Here is a 16,403-nt window from a genome sequence, read left to right as displayed (position 1 = left end):
ACCTCTCCAACCCGATCATTCCCTGCACTGGAGCGTGCCGGGACCATAATTGAGGAAGTATATTCCGGCCAAACCAAGCAATTTTGCTGTTTTTGGCGCCTCAGGCAGGATATTGTCCCGCCAACACCACTGAGAGGCTGACGCCATGGCCGCCCGTGCCCGCGAGCTGGACAAGATCGACCGCAAGATCCTGCGCATCCTGCAGGAGGAGGGGCGCATTTCCTTCACCGAACTGGGCGAGCGCGTCGGGCTGTCCACCACCCCCTGCACCGAGCGGGTGCGCCGGCTGGAGCGCGATGGCGCCATCACCGGCTACTACGCACGGCTGGACCCGCAGTACCTCAAGGCCAGCCTGCTGGTGTTCGTGGAGATCAGCCTGGCCTACAAGTCCGGCGACATCTTCGAGGAGTTCCGCCGCGCGGCGCTGAAGCTGCCCAACGTACTGGAATGCCACCTGGTCTCGGGCGATTTCGATTACCTGCTCAAGGCGCGCATCAGCGAAATGGCTTCCTACCGCAAGCTGCTGGGCAGCACCCTGTTGACCCTGCCGCACGTGCGCGAATCCAAGAGCTACATCGTGATGGAAGAGGTCAAGGAAACGCTGACCCTCCCGATTCCGGACTGACCCGCGCCGCACCGACCCGCGCAAACGCAAAAGGCGGCGCGCTTGCGCGCACCGCCCGTGTAGCTGCCGACCAGAGGCATCAACGCTGCTGTTTCTGGTCCTGGTGGCGCTGGTCCTGCTGTTTGCCACCCTTCTGGTTCTGCTGATCCCATTGCTGCTGGTTCTGCTGGCCGGATTTCTGGTTCTGCTGGCCCTGCTGTTCCTGCGGCATCTTGCCGGGATTGCCCTTCTGCTGATTAGCCATAACTGCACCTTCTGAGCTTGGGGATGCGCGTTGTTGCGGCGCACGTACAGACTCGGCGAATGCCGGTTAATCGCAGGCGAAATTGCAGTGAGCTGCGGCGTTGACACCGATGACTGCGGGCATTGGTTGTGAAACGTTCATGCATCAGGGCTTGATGCGTTGGCCATCACCGGTGGGCACCGCGTCGTAATAGCGGCCGGTGCGCGTATCCAGTACGCGGTTGGGGCCAGCCTGCTTCATGCCCGGCACGATGCGGCCGTGTCGGTCATACACCTTGGGTGGCGCGGTGGTGGCCGGCGGCGGAGGCGGCACCACCTGGGCCGGCCCCTGGCTCTGGATGGGGTGGGTGCGCAGCTGCTGCGTCGTCTGCGCCGGGGTGTTCACCGGCGCGGGCAACGGCGCCTGCGCAGGTACCACGGGGGTGGGCGGGCGGGTATCGGTGGGTTTGCGTGGCGCGGCCATCTGCGCCACCGCGACCAGCGGCAGCAGCACGGCCAGCGACACGACACCCCGGAAGAAGCGTTTCATGGCGGCGGACTCACGACGGGACATGCATTCACCCTGCGCCAGCACGCGTGTCAGCACCATGAATGCCATCGGCGCTTGCCCCCGGGCGACGCCGCCCCCATTTTCCTGCCATCCCCACGAGGACCACCCATGACCGCATTCGATCTCTCCCCGCCCAGCGACGCCCAGCGCGACACGCTGGTGGCCGGGCTCAGCGCCGACGAGCGCCGCGTCCTGCTCCAGCACGGCACCGAAGCCCCGTTCTGTGGGGTGTTCCTGGACAACAAGCAGGACGGCGTCTACGGCTGCCGCCTGTGCGGCCTGCCGCTGTTCCGTTCCAGCACCAAGTTCGACTCCGGCACCGGCTGGCCGAGCTTCTTCGCCCCGTTCGACCCGGACCATGTGCGCGAAATCCGTGATGTCAGTCATGGCATGGTGCGAACTGAAATCGTTTGCGCCCGCTGTGACAGCCATCTCGGCCACGTGTTCCCGGATGGCCCGGCGCCGACGTTCGAGCGGCATTGCCTGAATTCGGTTTCGCTGCAGTTCACCGCCAACGGTCAGCCTTACCCGGATCCGCTGCAACGCGGGGGAGCCGAGGCCCAGCCAGCCGGTTGAGCGCCCCGGCAATGCGTGCCCACCAACGGTGGGCACCTACCACGGGGGCGGCACCCTCCGGACGAGGCGGGGTCGGCACCCTCCGGGCGACGTACCCGGCAGGTACCCACCGTTGGTGGGTACTGTGCGATGCACCGGTAGGTACCCACCGTTGGTGGGTACGACGTGCCGGCCAAAACTGTGACGTCCGACCACGCCCCCCCTTCAGAATGCGCGCGCCAGGCCGACATGGTGATATCCCCACCGCCGCGCCCGCCCCATGCTCATCATTGTTGGCTTCCTCATCGTCATCCTCAGCGTGCTCGGCGGCTATGTCGGCGCGCACGGCAAGCTCGGCGCGCTGTGGCAGCCCTATGAGCTGGTCATCATCGGTGGCGCGGCGCTGGGCGCGTTCCTGGTCGGCACCCCGCTCAAGACCGTCAAGCAGACCCTGCAGGCCACGGTGGGCGTGTTCAAGGGCCCGCGCTACAAGCAGCAGGACTACATCGATGTCCTGAGCCTGCTCTACGAACTGCTCAACAAGGCCCGCCGCGAAGGCTTCATGGCGCTGGAAGACCATGTCGAGCGCCCGGCCGACAGCGCCATCTTCGCCAACTATCCGAAGGTGCAGGCCGACCACCACCTGGTCGACTTCATGACTGACTGCCTGCGCCTGATGATCGGCAGCAACATCGAACCGCACGAGCTGGAACCGCTGCTGGAAATGGAGCTGGAAAAGCACCACGCCGAAGCCATGCAGCCCTCGGCCGTGCTCAACAAGGTCTCCGACGGCCTGCCCGGCTTCGGCATCGTGGCGGCGGTGCTGGGCATCGTGATCACCATGGGCTCGATCGGTGGCGAAATCACCGAAGTGGGCGCGCACGTGGCCGGCGCGCTGGTGGGTACCTTCCTGGGCATCCTGCTGGCCTACGGCTTCGTCAGCCCGCTGGCGGCGGCCGTGGAAGCACGCGCCGAGCAGGACAGCCGCATCTATGAGTCGGTCAAGACCGCCCTGCTGGCCTGCCTGCGCGGCTACAACCCGAAGATCGCGCTGGAGTTCGCGCGCAAGACCCTGCCGTCCAACGTGCGTCCGGGCTTCAGCGAATTCGAACAGCACCTCAAGACGGTCAAGTAAGGCACCGCCATGGCCGAGAACAAACCCACCGTCATCGTCCGCCGGGTCAAGAAAGGCGGCCACGCCGCGCACCATGGCGGCGCCTGGAAGGTGGCTTACGCCGACTTCGTCACGGCCATGATGGCGTTCTTCCTGGTGCTGTGGCTGATGGCGGCCACCACCAAGCCCGAACGCGCGTCCATTTCCGAATACTTCCGCAACCCCAGCCCGCTCACCGGGCAGAGCCCCACGCCCGCCCCGGGCATGGCCGGCCCGGGCGGCGCCAGCACCTCGATGATCAAGCTGGGCGGCGCCACCGATGTGTCGCGCGGCAACAGCAACGACCCCTTCCAGAACCACCAGGCCGAGCGCCCGGTGCCGCAGGAAGACGAGCGCGAGCGTGAGAAGAAGCAGCTGGAAGTGCTCAAGCAGGAACTGGAAGAAGCGATCAGCAAGAGCCAGGCGCTGGAGCCGTTCAAGGACCAGTTGCTGCTGGACCTGACCCCGGAAGGCCTGCGCATCCAGATCGTGGACAAGCAGAACCGGCCGATGTTCGACATGGGCAGTGCCGCGCTGAAGACCTACACGCGCGACATCCTTCGCGAGCTCTCGCAGTTCATCAACCACGTGCCGAACCGGATCAGCATCACCGGCCATACCGACATCACCGCGTACAACGCCGCCCACGGCTACAGCAACTGGGAGCTCAGCGCCGACCGCGCCAACGCCGCCCGGCGTGCGCTGCTCGATGGCGGCATGGCCGACGACAAGGTCACCCGCGTGGTCGGCCTGTCCTCCTCGGTGCTGTTCGACAAGACCCAGCCGGACAACCCGATCAACCGCCGCATCAGCATCGTGGTGATGACCAAGGCCGCCGAAGCCGCCGCGCTGGCCGGTTCGGGCCAGGAAGTGGCGCTGTCGCCGACCGTCCAGGACGCCGACATCCAGGCGGCCCAAGGCGCGCCGGCACCGGCCCCGGCCGCTGCCCCCGTCTCCGCTTCGCCCTGAGCCCTTCGGGCGTAACGACCAACGGTCGTTACCTACCGGGGGTTGTGCAGGGCCGGGAGCCGCTCGTCCCAGCATCCCCGCGCAACCCCCACTACAATGGCGGTCTTTCCCGTACCGATAGACCGATTCCATGTCCAAGCAGTCCAAGGCCAAGCGCGACAAGCGCAAGAAGCTCCAGCCCAAGCGCCCGATCAACCGCCTCAACGCCCAGCAGCCGGTCCAGAACCATGCCGTGCTGACCAACGAAGAAGGCCAGGTGGTCGCTGCGATCGGCCTGCAGGGCACCGAATGGCTGCTGGCCATCGGCGGCCAGACCATGGGCAACGCCGACAACCCGGTGCCGATGCTGGCCATGCTCAAGCACCTCTCCAATGTCCAGGAGAAGGAAGGCCGCAAGGTCACCCTGGAATACTCGACCCAGCTGCAGCAGCTGATCGACGACCTGGCCGCCGATGAAGGCAAGACCGCCGACGAGTACCTGAGCCAGCTGGTTTCCGAGTTCGAAGGCGTGGAAGGCGAAGAAGGCGACGACGCTGACACCGCTGCCGAAGACGCCCCGGCCGCCGAACCGGCTGCCGAGGACGCCGAAGCCACCCCGGCTGCCAGCGACGACAAGCCGCAGGCCTGAGCCACGGCCACCCGGTGACGGTCTATATCGACGATGCGGTACACCCCTGGCGCGGCGAGCGCTGGGCGCATCTGATGGCCGACACCCTGCCCGAGCTGCACGCCATGGCGGCGCAGCTCGGGATTCCCCGGCGGGCCTTCCAGAACCGCCGCAGTGGCGCCCATTACGACGTCCCCGCGCCCCTGCGCCTGCAGGCCATCGCGCTGGGTGCGACCGCCATTTCCCGGCACACCGACCGGGCGCTGGTGAAAGCCGTCATCGCCAACGCCAGATCGCAATACACGGCCTGATCCGCCGGTAGCCCCCGACCGTGGGTCGGGTGACCTGTCAGAACGGATCCGAGCCCGGCCGCACTTCCACCCCCAGCAGCGAACACAGCGCCAGCATGGCGTCATCATCGCGCTGCAGTGCCATCCAGCCGGCCAGGCCGCCGTTGCCGGTATCCACGCTCCACAGCGAGTAATTGTGCTCGCGCAGGCGGTCGTAGGCGGTGCCCATCAGCCGCGGCGCGTCGACGTGGGCGGCAAAATCCTCGTCATCCAGGTCGCCACCCCAGTCCAGCTGCAGGTTCCAGCGCGCGGACAGCTCGTTCACCGCCGACACCAGCGCATCGGTGTCTTCACGCTCCACCTCGAAGCCGGACTGCCAGGCAATGGCGGCCATCAGCGGCGGCAGCCAGTCGGCCTCCTCGTCGATCTCCTCACCGTTCTCCAGCAGCGCCTCGCGCCAGCGGTTGAACTGCTGCAGGCCCAGTTCCTCGTCGCCCGGGTTGATCAGCACGAACAGGTTCCAGATACGGGCCTCGAAGTCGTCTTCGTCGAAATCGCGTTCGTCTTCTTCGAAGTCGAAATAGTCGCTGTTGTCGGGCATGGCCGGTATTCCTGGAGACAGGCAGGCATTCTGCCACGGCCACCCTACGGTTATCCTGTGCGCCTGAAGATGGCCGTGGTGGCTGTCAGCATCCAATGACCATGAGCGATACCCCTCCCGATCACCTGGCGATCAACCCCGCCAGCCCCTTCCACGATGCCGCTGCGCTGGAGCGCGGCGTGGGCATCCGCTTCAACGATGTCGAGCGCGACAACGTCGAGGAATACTCGGTCAGCGAAGGCTGGATCCGGGTGCAGGCCGGCAAGGCCCGCGACCGCCGTGGCAACCCGATGACCATCAAGGTCAAGGGCACCGTGGTGGCGTATTACCTGGATCAGAAGACGGAATAATCGGTCAACCGGCCCACGGTCGGTTGCTACCCGGGATTGACGGCTGCGCCGTCAATCCTTTTGCCGGGTTTCCAGCAGGTCCAGGTTGCGGATCAGCTTGCGCGAGATCTCGTCGGAAATCCGCCCGCGCCGGGTCAACCGGAACAGTTCTTCGCGTTCGGCGGTCAACCCGGCACTGCGCAGCTGCCGGTAGCCCTGCTCCATGCGCCGCACCTTTTCCGGGTCCGCATCCGGGCCCTGGTCTTTTTCCAGGTTGCGCTGGTACAGCAGGCTCACCCGTGAGGCCGCATCGTTGTACAGCTGCACGTTGTCGGTGGTCTGGTTCTGCACCAGTTGCTGGCGCATGCGCTCCACCCCGGCCAGCGCGGCCTTCGAAGCCAGCCGCCGCGCCAGGTCTTCTTCCTTGCGCTCGCCCGAGTCCGCCGGCAGTTCCAGTCCCTTGAGCAGGCGCGGCAGCGCCACGCTGGCACCGACCAGCGACACCAGGATCACCGCCGCGGCCAGGAAGATCACCAGGTCGCGCGCCGGGAAGGCGCTGCCATCGGGCAGGAACAGCGGCAGGGTCAACACACCGGCCAGCGTGATCGCACCGCGTACGCCGGCCACCGAGGTGGCCACCACGATGCGCCACGAGGTGCCTGGCCGCGCCTCACCGCGATGCTTCGCACGCAGCACGCTCCAGCGCAGCGACAGCCACACCCAGGCCAGGCGCAGCAGCACCAGGGCCAGGTTGATCACCACCACGTACACCAGCAGCCACCACGCACTCTGGTGCCCGCTTTCGCTCACCGTGGTCATGGCGCGGTCCACGATGCCCGGCAGCTGCTCGCCCAGCAGCACGAACATGATGCCGTTGAAGGAGAACTGCAGCATGTTCCACACCGCCATACGCTGCACGCGCATGCTGCCCGACACGCGGCCGGTAAGCTCCACGTAGCTCATGGTGATACCGGCGGCCACCGCCGAGAGGATGCCCGAGGCGTTGGCCTCTTCGGCCAGCAGGTAGGCCGCGAACGGAATCAGCAGGTTGACCAGCAGCGCCGCGCCTGGCTCTTCGCCGAAGCGCCGCCACAGCCAGCGCTGGAAGGTGGACACACCGAGCGTCACCGCCACGCCGATCGCCAGGCCGGCCACCGCCACCCACAGGAACGTCACCGAGGCCGTTGCCAGCGAGAAGGTACCGGTCATCACCGCGGCCACCGCGAAGCGGAAGCAGACCAGGCCGGAGGCATCGTTCAACAGCGATTCGCCCTCCAGGATGTGCATCAGCCGCTTGGGAATCGGCGCGCGCGACGCGATCGAGCTGACTGCCACCGGGTCGGTCGGCGAAATGATCGCCGCCAGTGCGAACGCCACCGCCAGCGGCATCACCGGAATCATCCAGTGGATCAGCAGGCCCGCGCCGATCACGGTAAACACCACCAGCCCGAAGGCCAGCTCCAGGATCACGCCCTTGTCGCGGAACAGGCCCTGCTTGGGAATGCGCCAGCCGTCCAGGAACAGCAGCGGCGGCAGGAACAACAGGAAGAACATCTCCGGTTCCAGCGCGTGGCCACGGTTGAATACCCCCGCAATCACCGCACCCAGGCCGATCTGCACCAGCGGCAGCGGCAGCGACAACGGCAGTACGCGGACCAGGTAGCCGCTGGCGACCACCGCCACCAGCATCGCCAGGACGACTTCAATCGTATGCATGCATTTTCCAGAGAGCCTGGAAAAAAATTACCACACCCACCCCGAACCGCGTCCTACAACGGCGAACTCAGGCCGCCTCGCCGTCGAAGCGGTAGATGTCCATCGCCAGCATGCCCGCATCGATGCCGGCATCGATGCGCTGCGCGCCCAGCACCTCACCGCCGGCGGCACCAAGCGCGAAATGCAGCGGTTGGAAGTGCTCGTCGGTGGGGTGCGCGCGTTCGGCATACGGCGCCTGCCGGCGGTAATCGAGCAGCGCGGCGCTGTCGTTGGCCTGCAGGCGCTGCTCCACCCATTCGATGAAGGGGCGCACATAGGGCGCTTCGCCGCCGCGCTGGTAGTCGCGGAAGTCGTGCAGGTTGTGGGTGATGCTGCCCGAGCCGACCAGCAGCACGCCCTGCTCGCGCAGCGGCGCCAGCGCGCGGCCCAGCGCGAACTGGTGGGCCGGGCCCTGCAGCGGCTGCAGCGCCAGCGGCACCACCGGAATGTCAGCCTGCGGGTAGAGCAGGCGCAGCGGCACCCACGCGCCGTGGTCGAGGCCACGGGTCGGGTCCACGCCGGTGGGCAGCCCGGCCGCCACCAGCCGCTGCGCGACTTCCTCGGCCAGGGACGGGTCGCCCGGCGCCGGGTACTGCAGGTCGAACAACGCCTGCGGGAAGCCGCCGAAATCATGGATGGTCGGCGGCTGCGGGTGCGCGCCCACCACCGGCTGGCGGGTCAGCCAGTGCGCCGAGGCCATCACGATCGCGCGCGGGCGCGGCAGCTGCGCGGCCAGCTCGGCCAGGCGCACGCCCACCAGCCCGGGAGTCAGGGCGGTCATCGGCGAACCATGGGAGATGTACAGCGAGGGCAGGCGGGTCATGGGGGCTCCAGCAGGCAAATGCACCGAGAACGATGCCGACCCAGCTTATTGCTTTCACCGGTGATGATAAATGCCAAATCCAGTGCGCATTGTTCCACTGATGGCGCACCCTGGGTGACATCTACTGGGTCACATCTACTGGGTGACATCTACTGGGTGACATCTACTGGTGACATCTACTGGGTGACATCTACTGGTGACATCTACTGGGTGACATCTACTGGGTGACATCTACTGGTGACATCTACTGGTGACATCTACTGGTGACATCTACTGGTGACATCTACTGGGTGACATCTACTGGTGACATCTACTGGTGACATCTACTGGTGACATCTACTGGTAGCGCCGACTGTTAGTCGGCTGCTCTTCGCCACAGCACATGGCTGCCCGTAGCCCTGCGCCTGGTGATGCAGCCGACTAACAGTCGGCGCTACCGTTCGGCATGGCGGCCGCCGTTTTACGCGGCGGCGGTTTCCAGCCGTCCTATCACGTCGGCCAGCGGCGCCGGCCGGCCCAGCAGGAAGCCCTGCACCTGGTCGCAGCCGTGCGCGGCCAGCCATTCGTGCTGGCCCGGGGTTTCCACGCCTTCGGCGATCACCGTCAGGCCCATGCTGTGGCCCAGCGACAACAGCGCGCGGCAGATCGAGGCGTTGCGCGGGTTGGTTTCCACATCGGCCACGAAGCTGCGGTCGATCTTCAGGATGTCCAGCGGCAGGTGCTGCAGGTAGGACATGTTCGAATAACCAGTACCGAAATCGTCCAGCGAAATATGGATGCCCTGCTCGTGCATGCGCTGCATGGTCTGCTTGGCCTGGCCCGGCTTGCGCATCAGGCTGCTCTCGGTCAGCTCCACGTGCAGTGCGCCGCGCGCCAGCCCGAATTCCTGGCTGGCACGGCTGAACTCGGCCACCAGGTCGCTGTTGAAGAACTGCACCGCCGAGACGTTCACCGCAATCGGCAGGTCCCAGCCGGCATCCACCAGCTGGCGCTGCGCACGCGCTGCTTCACGGATCACCCAGCGGCCCAGCGCCAGGATCAACCCGGTGTCTTCGCACAGCTGGATGAACTCGCCCGGCGGAATGAAGCTGCCATCGGCCTGCGGCCAGCGCAGCAGCGCCTCCAGCGCCGCCGGGCTGCCATCGCTGGCGTGGCAGATCGGCTGGAAGTACAGCGCGAATTCGGCGTCGATCGCGCTGTGGATGCGCCCGGCCAGCCGCAGCCGGTCGGCCAGCCGCGAACTCACCGCGCTGTCGAACCAGGCAATCACGCTGCCTTCGTCGCGCGCGGCATGCGCGGCCTGCGCGGCCATGCCGATCACCTGTTCGGCACTCACCACATCGCCGTCGAACTTCACCGCCACGCCGATGCGCGGTTCGAACTGGTGCAGCCAGTCCTGTCCGCGCACGGGTTCGGAGACGGTCTGCACCAGCGTATCCAGCGCGGTCTGGCGCTCGTGGTCGTCGCGGATGGCGAAGATGAAATCCTCGGCCGGCTGGAACGCCAGCAACCCATAGCGCACGCCCAGTCCCCCCAGGCGCTTGGCCATGGCCTGCAGCACTACGTCGCCCACTTCGCGGCCCAGCGTATCGGCCACCAGCTGCAGGCCACGGAACTGCACGTAGGCGATGGTGTAGCTGCCGCCTTCCTCATCCAGCTGCGCGGCCAGCGCGCGCGTGTTGAGCAGCCCGGTGGCCGGGTTGTGGGTGGCGTGGTAGGCCAGGTCACGCTCATAGGCCATGCGGTCGCTGATGTCCTCGGCCAGCACCAGGCAGGCCTCGCGCCCGTCGAAGTCCAACCGCGCCAGGTGCGCGCGCACTTCGAATACGGTGCCGTCCTTGCGCCGGTGCAGGCGCACCTTGGCATCCTGCAGGTCGCCGCTGGCGGCGTTGGCAATCGCGCCGCGGATTTCCTCCCAGCCTTCGCGTGGGCGGATGTCCAGGATGCTCATCGCCAGGAATTCATCGCGGCTGTAGCCGTACTGGCGCACCGCCGCTTCGTTCACTTCCAGGAACCGCAGCGTGTCCGGATCGAACACCCAGAACGGTGCCGGGTTGCGGTCGAAAAGCAGGCGGAACTGGCGCTCGGCCTGCTGCGCGCGTGCCAGCGCCTGGACCCGCTCGCTCACGTCGGTGAGCGCGCCGATCATGCGCCGCTCGCGGTCGCTCCCACCCACCTGCTGGCCACGCGCCGATACCCAGTGCGTGGCACCGCCCGGCAGCACGATGCGGAACATCTCATCCAGCACGCCATTGCCGGCAAACGCATCGTCGAACGCCGCCTGCAACCGCTGTGCATCCTCGTGGTGCACCCGGTTGAAGAAATCGGCCACCGGCAGGGAATCGAGCGGGATGCCGAATATTTCCCGCGCCAGCGGCGACCAGCGCAGCACCGACGCATCCTCGTCCACCGTCCAGGTGCAGATCTTGCCGACCTGGTGGGCCATGCGCAGCTCGGCATGGCCGGTGCGCAGCTCCTCGCTCATCGCATCCTGGCGGCGGGTGGCACGGCGCAGGCTGGTGTAGACCAGCGCGAACGCACCCCAGTACAGCAGGTACAGGCCGATCGAGGCCTGCACGTAGGGCCACCACGGCGCCAGCACATCCTGCCGGCCCAGCCCGGCGTACACCGCCAGCGGGTACTCGGCCAGCGTGGTGAGGGTGGTGATGCGCTCGACCTTGTCGATGGGACTGTGTTCGACGCCCAGCGGCAGCACCGTATCGCTGCCCAGCAGGTCGCGCCGCTGCAGCTTGAACTGCTGGCCGGTCAAGCCGTCGTTGTCGGGGCTGCGCGCCAGCAGGTGGCCGGTGACATCACTGATGGAGAGCACGCCGTGGAGGCCGATATCCAGCCCGCTGATGATCGACTGCAGCTCGCTGGTATGCAGCCGGCTGAGGAGCCACCGGTCCTCGCCCATGCGCAGCGCCAGCGGCAGCACCCAGCGGCGCATGCCCAGGTCCTGCGGCGGCCCCAGATACAGCTGGCTGTCCTGGCCACGATGGGCCTCCACCGCCCACAGCGGCAGGGTCAGGTCACCGCCGCCGCTGGTCAGCGCACGGCCGAACTGGTCCACCACCACGATGCTTTCCAGCTCCGCATGCCGCTGCAGCACCCCATCGATGGCTTCGTCCAGCAGGTCCGGCGCCTGCGCCGGCACGTGCTCGAACAGCTGCGCGCCGTCGGCGGCAATGCCGCGCATGGCACGTTCCAGGTTGCGCAGTTCCAGTCGCAGCAGGCGCTGCGAACCGGTAGCCAGCGCCGTGCTCTGCCGCTGGGCGGCCTCCAACCGGCGTTGGTAATCATTGGCCAGCATCACCACCAGGCCCGCACCGAGCAGCAGGCCCAGGCCGATGCCCAGCCACACGATGGTGCGCAGCGGCCGCGCCATGGGCTGGCTCAGCGCGGGCATCGCGTACCTCTACCTCGGTGACGGCCTGACTTCATGTAAACGCTTCCTGGTTTCCCCAAACCTGAGCGGCCGACGTCGCAATTTCTTGACGTCTCTCTTGCCCGTTCCCAACGGGCAAGGCCTTGGCCCAGCGCCTTGCCCCCAGCATGCACCAGCCCGCCCGGCTCGGGAAGGGGTGCGACAGCCGTCACACCTTGACGCAGCCCAATGCGGCCACAACTCCCGCCAGATCCCGCCGGTTCCCGGGCCGGGCGGCGGATTAGACTTGGGGTTTCCCCGTTGCCTGAGAAGTCCATGTCCAAGCTGCGCCGCCCCACCCTGATGCTTGCCATTGCCGCCAGCCTGTCGCTGGGCCTGGCCGCCTGCGACCGCGATGCGGCCGCGCCGACCGCCGCCCCGCCGGCCGATACCGCCGCCCCGCCCGCCGCGCCCAAGCCGCAGCTGGGCAGCTTCGGCTTCGATGCCGCCGGCATGGACCGCAGCGTCGCCGCCGGCGATGACTTCTTCGGCTTCGCCAACGGCAGCTGGGTCAAGAACACCGAAATTCCGGCCGACCGCTCCAGCTACGGCAGCTTCAACGTCATTTCCGAGAAGACCCTGGCCGACACCCGCGCCATCCTCGAAGGCGCCGCCGCCGATACCAAGGCCAGCGGCGAAACCAAGCTGATCGGCGATTACTACGCCGCCTTCATGGACGAGGCCGGGATCGAATCGCGCGGCATGGGCGCGATCAAGCCCGAGCTGGATGCCATCGGCGGCATCGGCGACAAGGCCGCGCTGGCCACCGCCCTGGGCGGCACCCTGCGCGCCGACGTGGACCTGCTCAACGCCACCAACTTCTACACCGACCGCCTGTTCGGCACCTGGGTGTCGGTGGACCTGCTGCAGCCGGACCGCAACGCGCCCTACCTGGTGCAGGGTGGCCTGGGCCTGCCTGACCGCGACTTCTACCTGCAGGGCGGCCGCATGGCCGATATCCGCAAGCAGTACCAGGCCTATATCGCCCAGGTGCTGCAGCTGGCCGGCGTAGCCGACCCGGCCGCCAAGGCGCAGCGCATCCTGGCGCTGGAAACCCGCATCGCGCAGGCGCACGCCACCCAGGAAGAAACCAACGACGTGGCCAAGGGTGCCAACGCGTGGAAGCAGGCCGACCTGAGCGCGAAGGCGCCGGGCATGGACTGGGCCGCGTTCCTGGCAGCCGCCGGCCTGGACAAGCAGGACGACTTCATCGTGTGGCAGCCCAAGGCCGTGGCCGGCATTTCGCGCCTGGTCGCCACCGAACCGCTGGATGTGTGGAAGGACTACCTGACCTTCCACGCCCTGGACCGCGCCGCGCCGTACCTGCCCAAGGCACTGGCCGATGCGCGCTTCGCCTTCCACGGCACCACCCTCAACGGCACCCCGCAGCAGAGCGAGCGCTGGAAGCGTGCGGTGGATGAGAGCAACAACGCCGTGGGCGAAGCGATCGGCAAGCTGTATGTCGAAAAGCACTTCGACCCGGCCACCAAGGCGCGCGCCGATGAAATGGCAAAGAACATCATCGCCGCCTTCGCCAAGCGCATCGACGCGCTGGAATGGATGTCGCCGGAAACCAAGGCGCACGCCAAGGCCAAGGTCGAAGGCCTCACCGTGGGCATGGGCTACCCGGACAAGTGGCGCGATTACACCGGCCTTGAAGTGAAGCGCGACGATGCGCTGGGCAACGCCGAGCGCGCCAGCCAGTTCGAGTACCGCCGCAACCTGGCCAAGCTGGGCCAGCCGGTGGACCACAGCGAATGGGCGATGCTGCCGCAGACCATCAACGCCATGAACGTGCCGCTGGAAAACCGCCTGGTGTTCCCGGCCGCGATCCTGCAGCCGCCGTTCTTCGACGGTGCCGCCGATGATGCGGTGAACTACGGCGCGATCGGCGCGGTGATCGGCCATGAGATCAGCCATGGCTTCGACAACGCCGGTGCGCTGTTCGATGAAACCGGCAAGCTGCACAACTGGTGGACGGCCGAGGACCTGAAGAAGTTCAATGCCGCCGGCGATGCGCTGGCTGCGCAGTTCAGCAGCTACCAGCCGTTCCCGGGCGTGTCGGTCAACGGCCGCCTCACCCTGGGCGAGAACATCGCCGACGTGGCCGGCCTGGCCACGGCCTACGACGCCTACCAGCTGTCGCTGCAGGGCAAGCCGGGCCAGACCCTGGAAGGCTTCACGCCGGACCAGCGCTTCTTCCTGGGCTTCGCCCAGGCGTGGCGCAGCAAGGCCCGCGAACAGGCCCTGCGCAATTCGCTGCTGACCAACGTGCACGCCCCCGGCCAGTTCCGCGCGCTCACCGTGCGCAACCTGGACGCGTGGTACCCCGCCTTCGAGGTGAAGGACGGCCAGAAGCTGTACCTGGCCCCCGAAAAGCGGGTCAAGGTGTGGTGACAGGAACGGGCGCTTCGGCGCCCGTTTTTTTTGTACCCGCTGGTAGAGTCGGTTCCCAAACGACTGCCGATGGCGATGATCGGCACGGGGACGCATGACGTTGAACGGAGAGACGCCTTCGTTTCAGGTCATGCGTAAATGAAATCGCACACGTTATCGGCAGTCGTTTGGGAACCGACCCTGCCGATCCGTCATCCGGTTCACCAATGGGCGAGCGTGCTTGTTGGCACGCCTACACGCGCGCAGGCGCGCGCCGCTACGCCGTCCTGCAGCGCGCGGCGGAACAAGGGCGACATGCCCTGCAGCAACCGCGCGGAAGCCCGTGCCTGGGTGCGCTGCAACGGCGTTCGTTCGAGCATCGTCGTGGCCCACTCTGGAAGCAGCGCAGCACCGGCGCCGAGGAACAGTTCGCGCGAAAGCCCCGCCATCGGTACCGGCAGCCGGATGCTGGACAACACCGCCAGCACTTCACGTGAGCGCGCATCGAACCGCAGCAGCGTCTGCTGCCGCGCGAAATACGCTTCCACCTGCGCTTCCGAAGCCGGCACATCGGTGGCACCCAACGCTTCGGCCACGCGCCGGTACTCGTCGTAGTACCGGTCGGCGATGGGCTCCGGCACCTCGCGGCAGTAACGCCGGTAGCCCTGCAGGAAGCCGTATGCCTCGGTGACATGCACCCAGGTCAGCAACGCCGGATCATCGGCCGAATACGCCTGCCCATCCTGCGTCTGCCCGCGCACGTGTGCGTGGATGCGCTTCACCTTCCCGACCAGCGCCTCCACTTCGCCCGACGCCGCGTAGCTGGTACATGCCACGAACGCCGTGGTGCGGCGCAGCCGCCCCACCAGGTCATCGCGGAAGTTGGAATGGTCGTACACCCCGGCCAGCGCGAGCGGGTGCAGGGTCTGCAGCATCAGCGCGCACAGCCCACCTGCCAGCATCCCGGGAAACTCGGCATGCACCCGCCAGGTCACGCTGTCCGGGCCGAACCAGCCCGGGTCGCCCAGCGGGTGGTCGTAATCGATGCCGCTCTGCCCGCGCGGGAACGCACCCAGCACCCAGCGCCGGATCGGTACGGTGGCGGGGCGGGTGAGGCGGTGCAGCAGTGACGACATCGGGGTGCTTCCATGGGTGAAGAGGCCGGCGATCCTGCGCGGTTGCGTCAATTCTGCGTGATCCACGTCGCCCCGACCACGTCCTGCACGGCACCGGCCTACACATTGTGCGGTCGCAGCAGAAAACGGCGGGAATTTTTCGCTTCACCAGCAGTTTTACATGATGCACCGCGCAAAAATTTCGGCGCCCTGCGCATTCAGTTAAGTCCCCTGCGGCGTTTTGTCGCACTGCCCATTGCCAAGCGAAACGAAAGTGCTAGAACTGAACCCGCCTCACCGTCCGTCCAAATGCGCCGCTGCACGTTCCCGAAGGAGCCCGTGATGATCGCTTTGTTCAAAGGTTTAGGTTTACTGCTCCAGGACAACGAGCTCTACGGCAGCCCGTTCGAAAAGCAGGTCGCGCATTGGCGCAACAAGAGTGAGCAGCAGATCCGCGAAGAAGTGGCCACCCTGGCCAAGGCCAAGGGCCAGTGGCTGATGGCGTCCATCGTTGGGTGGCAGGCGGCCTCGCTGCTGATCCTCGGGCTGATCGCCAACTACCTGTGGAAGGACGACTTCCATATCACCTTCACCCGCGTGGTGATCGTGTTCGGCTCGTGGGTCTCGATCCTGTTCGTGATCTGGTTCATGGCCAACATGTTCGACCACACCGCCGGCTTCGAGCGCTGGATGAAGGCGTTCAACAGCCGGGCGCGGATCACCTCCGATGCCGACACCGTGGAATGCGTGGCCGAAGCGCTGGACATGGCCCAGCTCTACCCGGAAGTGCTCGACTACAAGCAGGCGGTCACTGCCAGGCGTGAGCTGCGCCACGAAGACATCCGCATCATGCGTGAGATCGGGCGCATGAAGCAGCATTCGGAACTGGTCGGCCAGCTCAACCACGTCGGCGAACCCGACCCCGGCCAGAACCTGCACCTGCAACCGGCCTTCTGACCCCACCAGGTCCAGGGGGATCCCAATG

16 protein-coding genes are annotated in these 16,403 nt (G+C 66.8%); 9 read left to right on the top strand and 7 right to left on the bottom strand.

All coding sequences use genetic code 11. The features are described 5' to 3' along the window. Positions 1-145 precede the first annotated feature (145 nt). The gene (locus AC06E7_RS13170) at positions 146-625 is read left to right on the top strand and encodes an AsnC family transcriptional regulator (RefSeq protein WP_068848966.1); all 480 of its coding nucleotides are present in this window, start codon (positions 146-148) and stop codon (positions 623-625) included. Positions 626-704: 79 nt separating this feature from the next. Here AC06E7_RS13170 and AC06E7_RS13165 read toward each other — a convergent pair whose 3' ends face one another. Together AC06E7_RS13165 and AC06E7_RS13160 are read right to left on the bottom strand one after the other, a co-directional pair. After that, a complete protein-coding gene (locus AC06E7_RS13165) occupies positions 705-869 on the bottom strand; it encodes a lana protein (protein ID WP_068848964.1) in 165 nt (54 codons plus the stop codon). 144 nt (positions 870-1,013) lie between these two features. Continuing rightward, positions 1,014-1,421, bottom strand: a complete 408-nt coding sequence (locus tag AC06E7_RS13160; protein WP_320458157.1) for a classical arabinogalactan protein 4 — start codon at positions 1,419-1,421, stop codon at positions 1,014-1,016. Between the two features lie 105 nt (positions 1,422-1,526). Here AC06E7_RS13160 and msrB point away from each other — a divergent pair, with 105 nt between their 5' ends. From msrB to AC06E7_RS13135, 5 genes are all read left to right on the top strand, one after another. Beyond that, on the top strand, positions 1,527-1,994 hold the full coding sequence (gene msrB, locus AC06E7_RS13155) for a peptide-methionine (R)-S-oxide reductase MsrB (RefSeq protein WP_320458158.1): 468 nt from the start codon (positions 1,527-1,529) through the stop codon (positions 1,992-1,994). A gap of 259 nt (positions 1,995-2,253) precedes the next feature. Then, positions 2,254-3,108, top strand: coding sequence for a flagellar motor stator protein MotA (gene motA / locus AC06E7_RS13150; RefSeq protein ID WP_068848960.1), 855 nt, complete (start codon positions 2,254-2,256; stop codon positions 3,106-3,108). 9 nt (positions 3,109-3,117) lie between these two features. Beyond that, a complete protein-coding gene (gene motB / locus AC06E7_RS13145) occupies positions 3,118-4,095 on the top strand; it encodes a flagellar motor protein MotB (RefSeq protein ID WP_095364551.1) in 978 nt (325 codons plus the stop codon). 130 nt (positions 4,096-4,225) lie between these two features. Then, positions 4,226-4,723 carry a hypothetical protein gene (locus tag AC06E7_RS13140; RefSeq protein ID WP_217537929.1) on the top strand — a complete coding sequence of 166 codons (498 nt, stop codon included), beginning with the start codon at positions 4,226-4,228 and terminating at the stop codon, positions 4,721-4,723. Positions 4,724-4,737: 14 nt separating this feature from the next. After that, positions 4,738-5,013 carry a DUF4031 domain-containing protein gene (locus tag AC06E7_RS13135; RefSeq protein ID WP_068848955.1) on the top strand — a complete coding sequence of 92 codons (276 nt, stop codon included), beginning with the start codon at positions 4,738-4,740 and terminating at the stop codon, positions 5,011-5,013. Positions 5,014-5,050: 37 nt separating this feature from the next. Here AC06E7_RS13135 and AC06E7_RS13130 read toward each other — a convergent pair whose 3' ends face one another. After that, positions 5,051-5,593, bottom strand: a complete 543-nt coding sequence (locus AC06E7_RS13130; protein ID WP_068848954.1) for a DUF6630 family protein — start codon at positions 5,591-5,593, stop codon at positions 5,051-5,053. 101 nt (positions 5,594-5,694) lie between these two features. Here AC06E7_RS13130 and AC06E7_RS13125 point away from each other — a divergent pair, with 101 nt between their 5' ends. Continuing rightward, entirely contained in the window at positions 5,695-5,943 is a 249-nt protein-coding gene (locus tag AC06E7_RS13125) for a DUF3297 family protein (protein ID WP_478065019.1), read from the top strand. A gap of 51 nt (positions 5,944-5,994) precedes the next feature. On the opposite strand, the gene AC06E7_RS13120 is transcribed toward AC06E7_RS13125, so the two are convergent. From AC06E7_RS13120 to AC06E7_RS13110, 3 genes are all read right to left on the bottom strand, one after another. Then, positions 5,995-7,638: a Na+/H+ antiporter gene (locus AC06E7_RS13120; protein WP_068848952.1), complete on the bottom strand. Its 1,644-nt coding sequence runs from the start codon at positions 7,636-7,638 to the stop codon at positions 5,995-5,997. 67 nt (positions 7,639-7,705) lie between these two features. Then, entirely contained in the window at positions 7,706-8,500 is a 795-nt protein-coding gene (locus tag AC06E7_RS13115; RefSeq protein WP_478065018.1) for a DODA-type extradiol aromatic ring-opening family dioxygenase, read from the bottom strand. Between the two features lie 460 nt (positions 8,501-8,960). Next, positions 8,961-11,909, bottom strand: coding sequence for a bifunctional diguanylate cyclase/phosphodiesterase (locus AC06E7_RS13110; protein ID WP_320458161.1), 2,949 nt, complete (start codon positions 11,907-11,909; stop codon positions 8,961-8,963). 294 nt (positions 11,910-12,203) lie between these two features. Between AC06E7_RS13110 and AC06E7_RS13105 the strand changes: the two genes are divergently transcribed. After that, positions 12,204-14,324 (top strand): M13 family metallopeptidase, encoded by a 2,121-nt coding sequence (locus tag AC06E7_RS13105; protein WP_449324828.1) that lies wholly within the window; start codon positions 12,204-12,206, stop codon positions 14,322-14,324. Between the two features lie 200 nt (positions 14,325-14,524). Here the strand turns inward: AC06E7_RS13105 and AC06E7_RS13100 are convergent, their stop codons facing one another. Then, complete coding sequence (locus tag AC06E7_RS13100; protein ID WP_306989914.1) at positions 14,525-15,439, bottom strand: oxygenase MpaB family protein; 915 nt, start codon at positions 15,437-15,439, stop codon at positions 14,525-14,527. A 321-nt stretch (positions 15,440-15,760) separates the two neighbouring features. Between AC06E7_RS13100 and AC06E7_RS13095 the strand changes: the two genes are divergently transcribed. Further along, a complete protein-coding gene (locus AC06E7_RS13095; protein WP_068854530.1) occupies positions 15,761-16,375 on the top strand; it encodes a hypothetical protein in 615 nt (204 codons plus the stop codon). The last annotated feature ends 28 nt before the right edge of the window (positions 16,376-16,403 follow it).

Source organism: Stenotrophomonas sp. Steno-Z4 (assembly GCF_056393145.1).
This window is presented reverse-complemented; position numbering and strand designations above follow the sequence as displayed.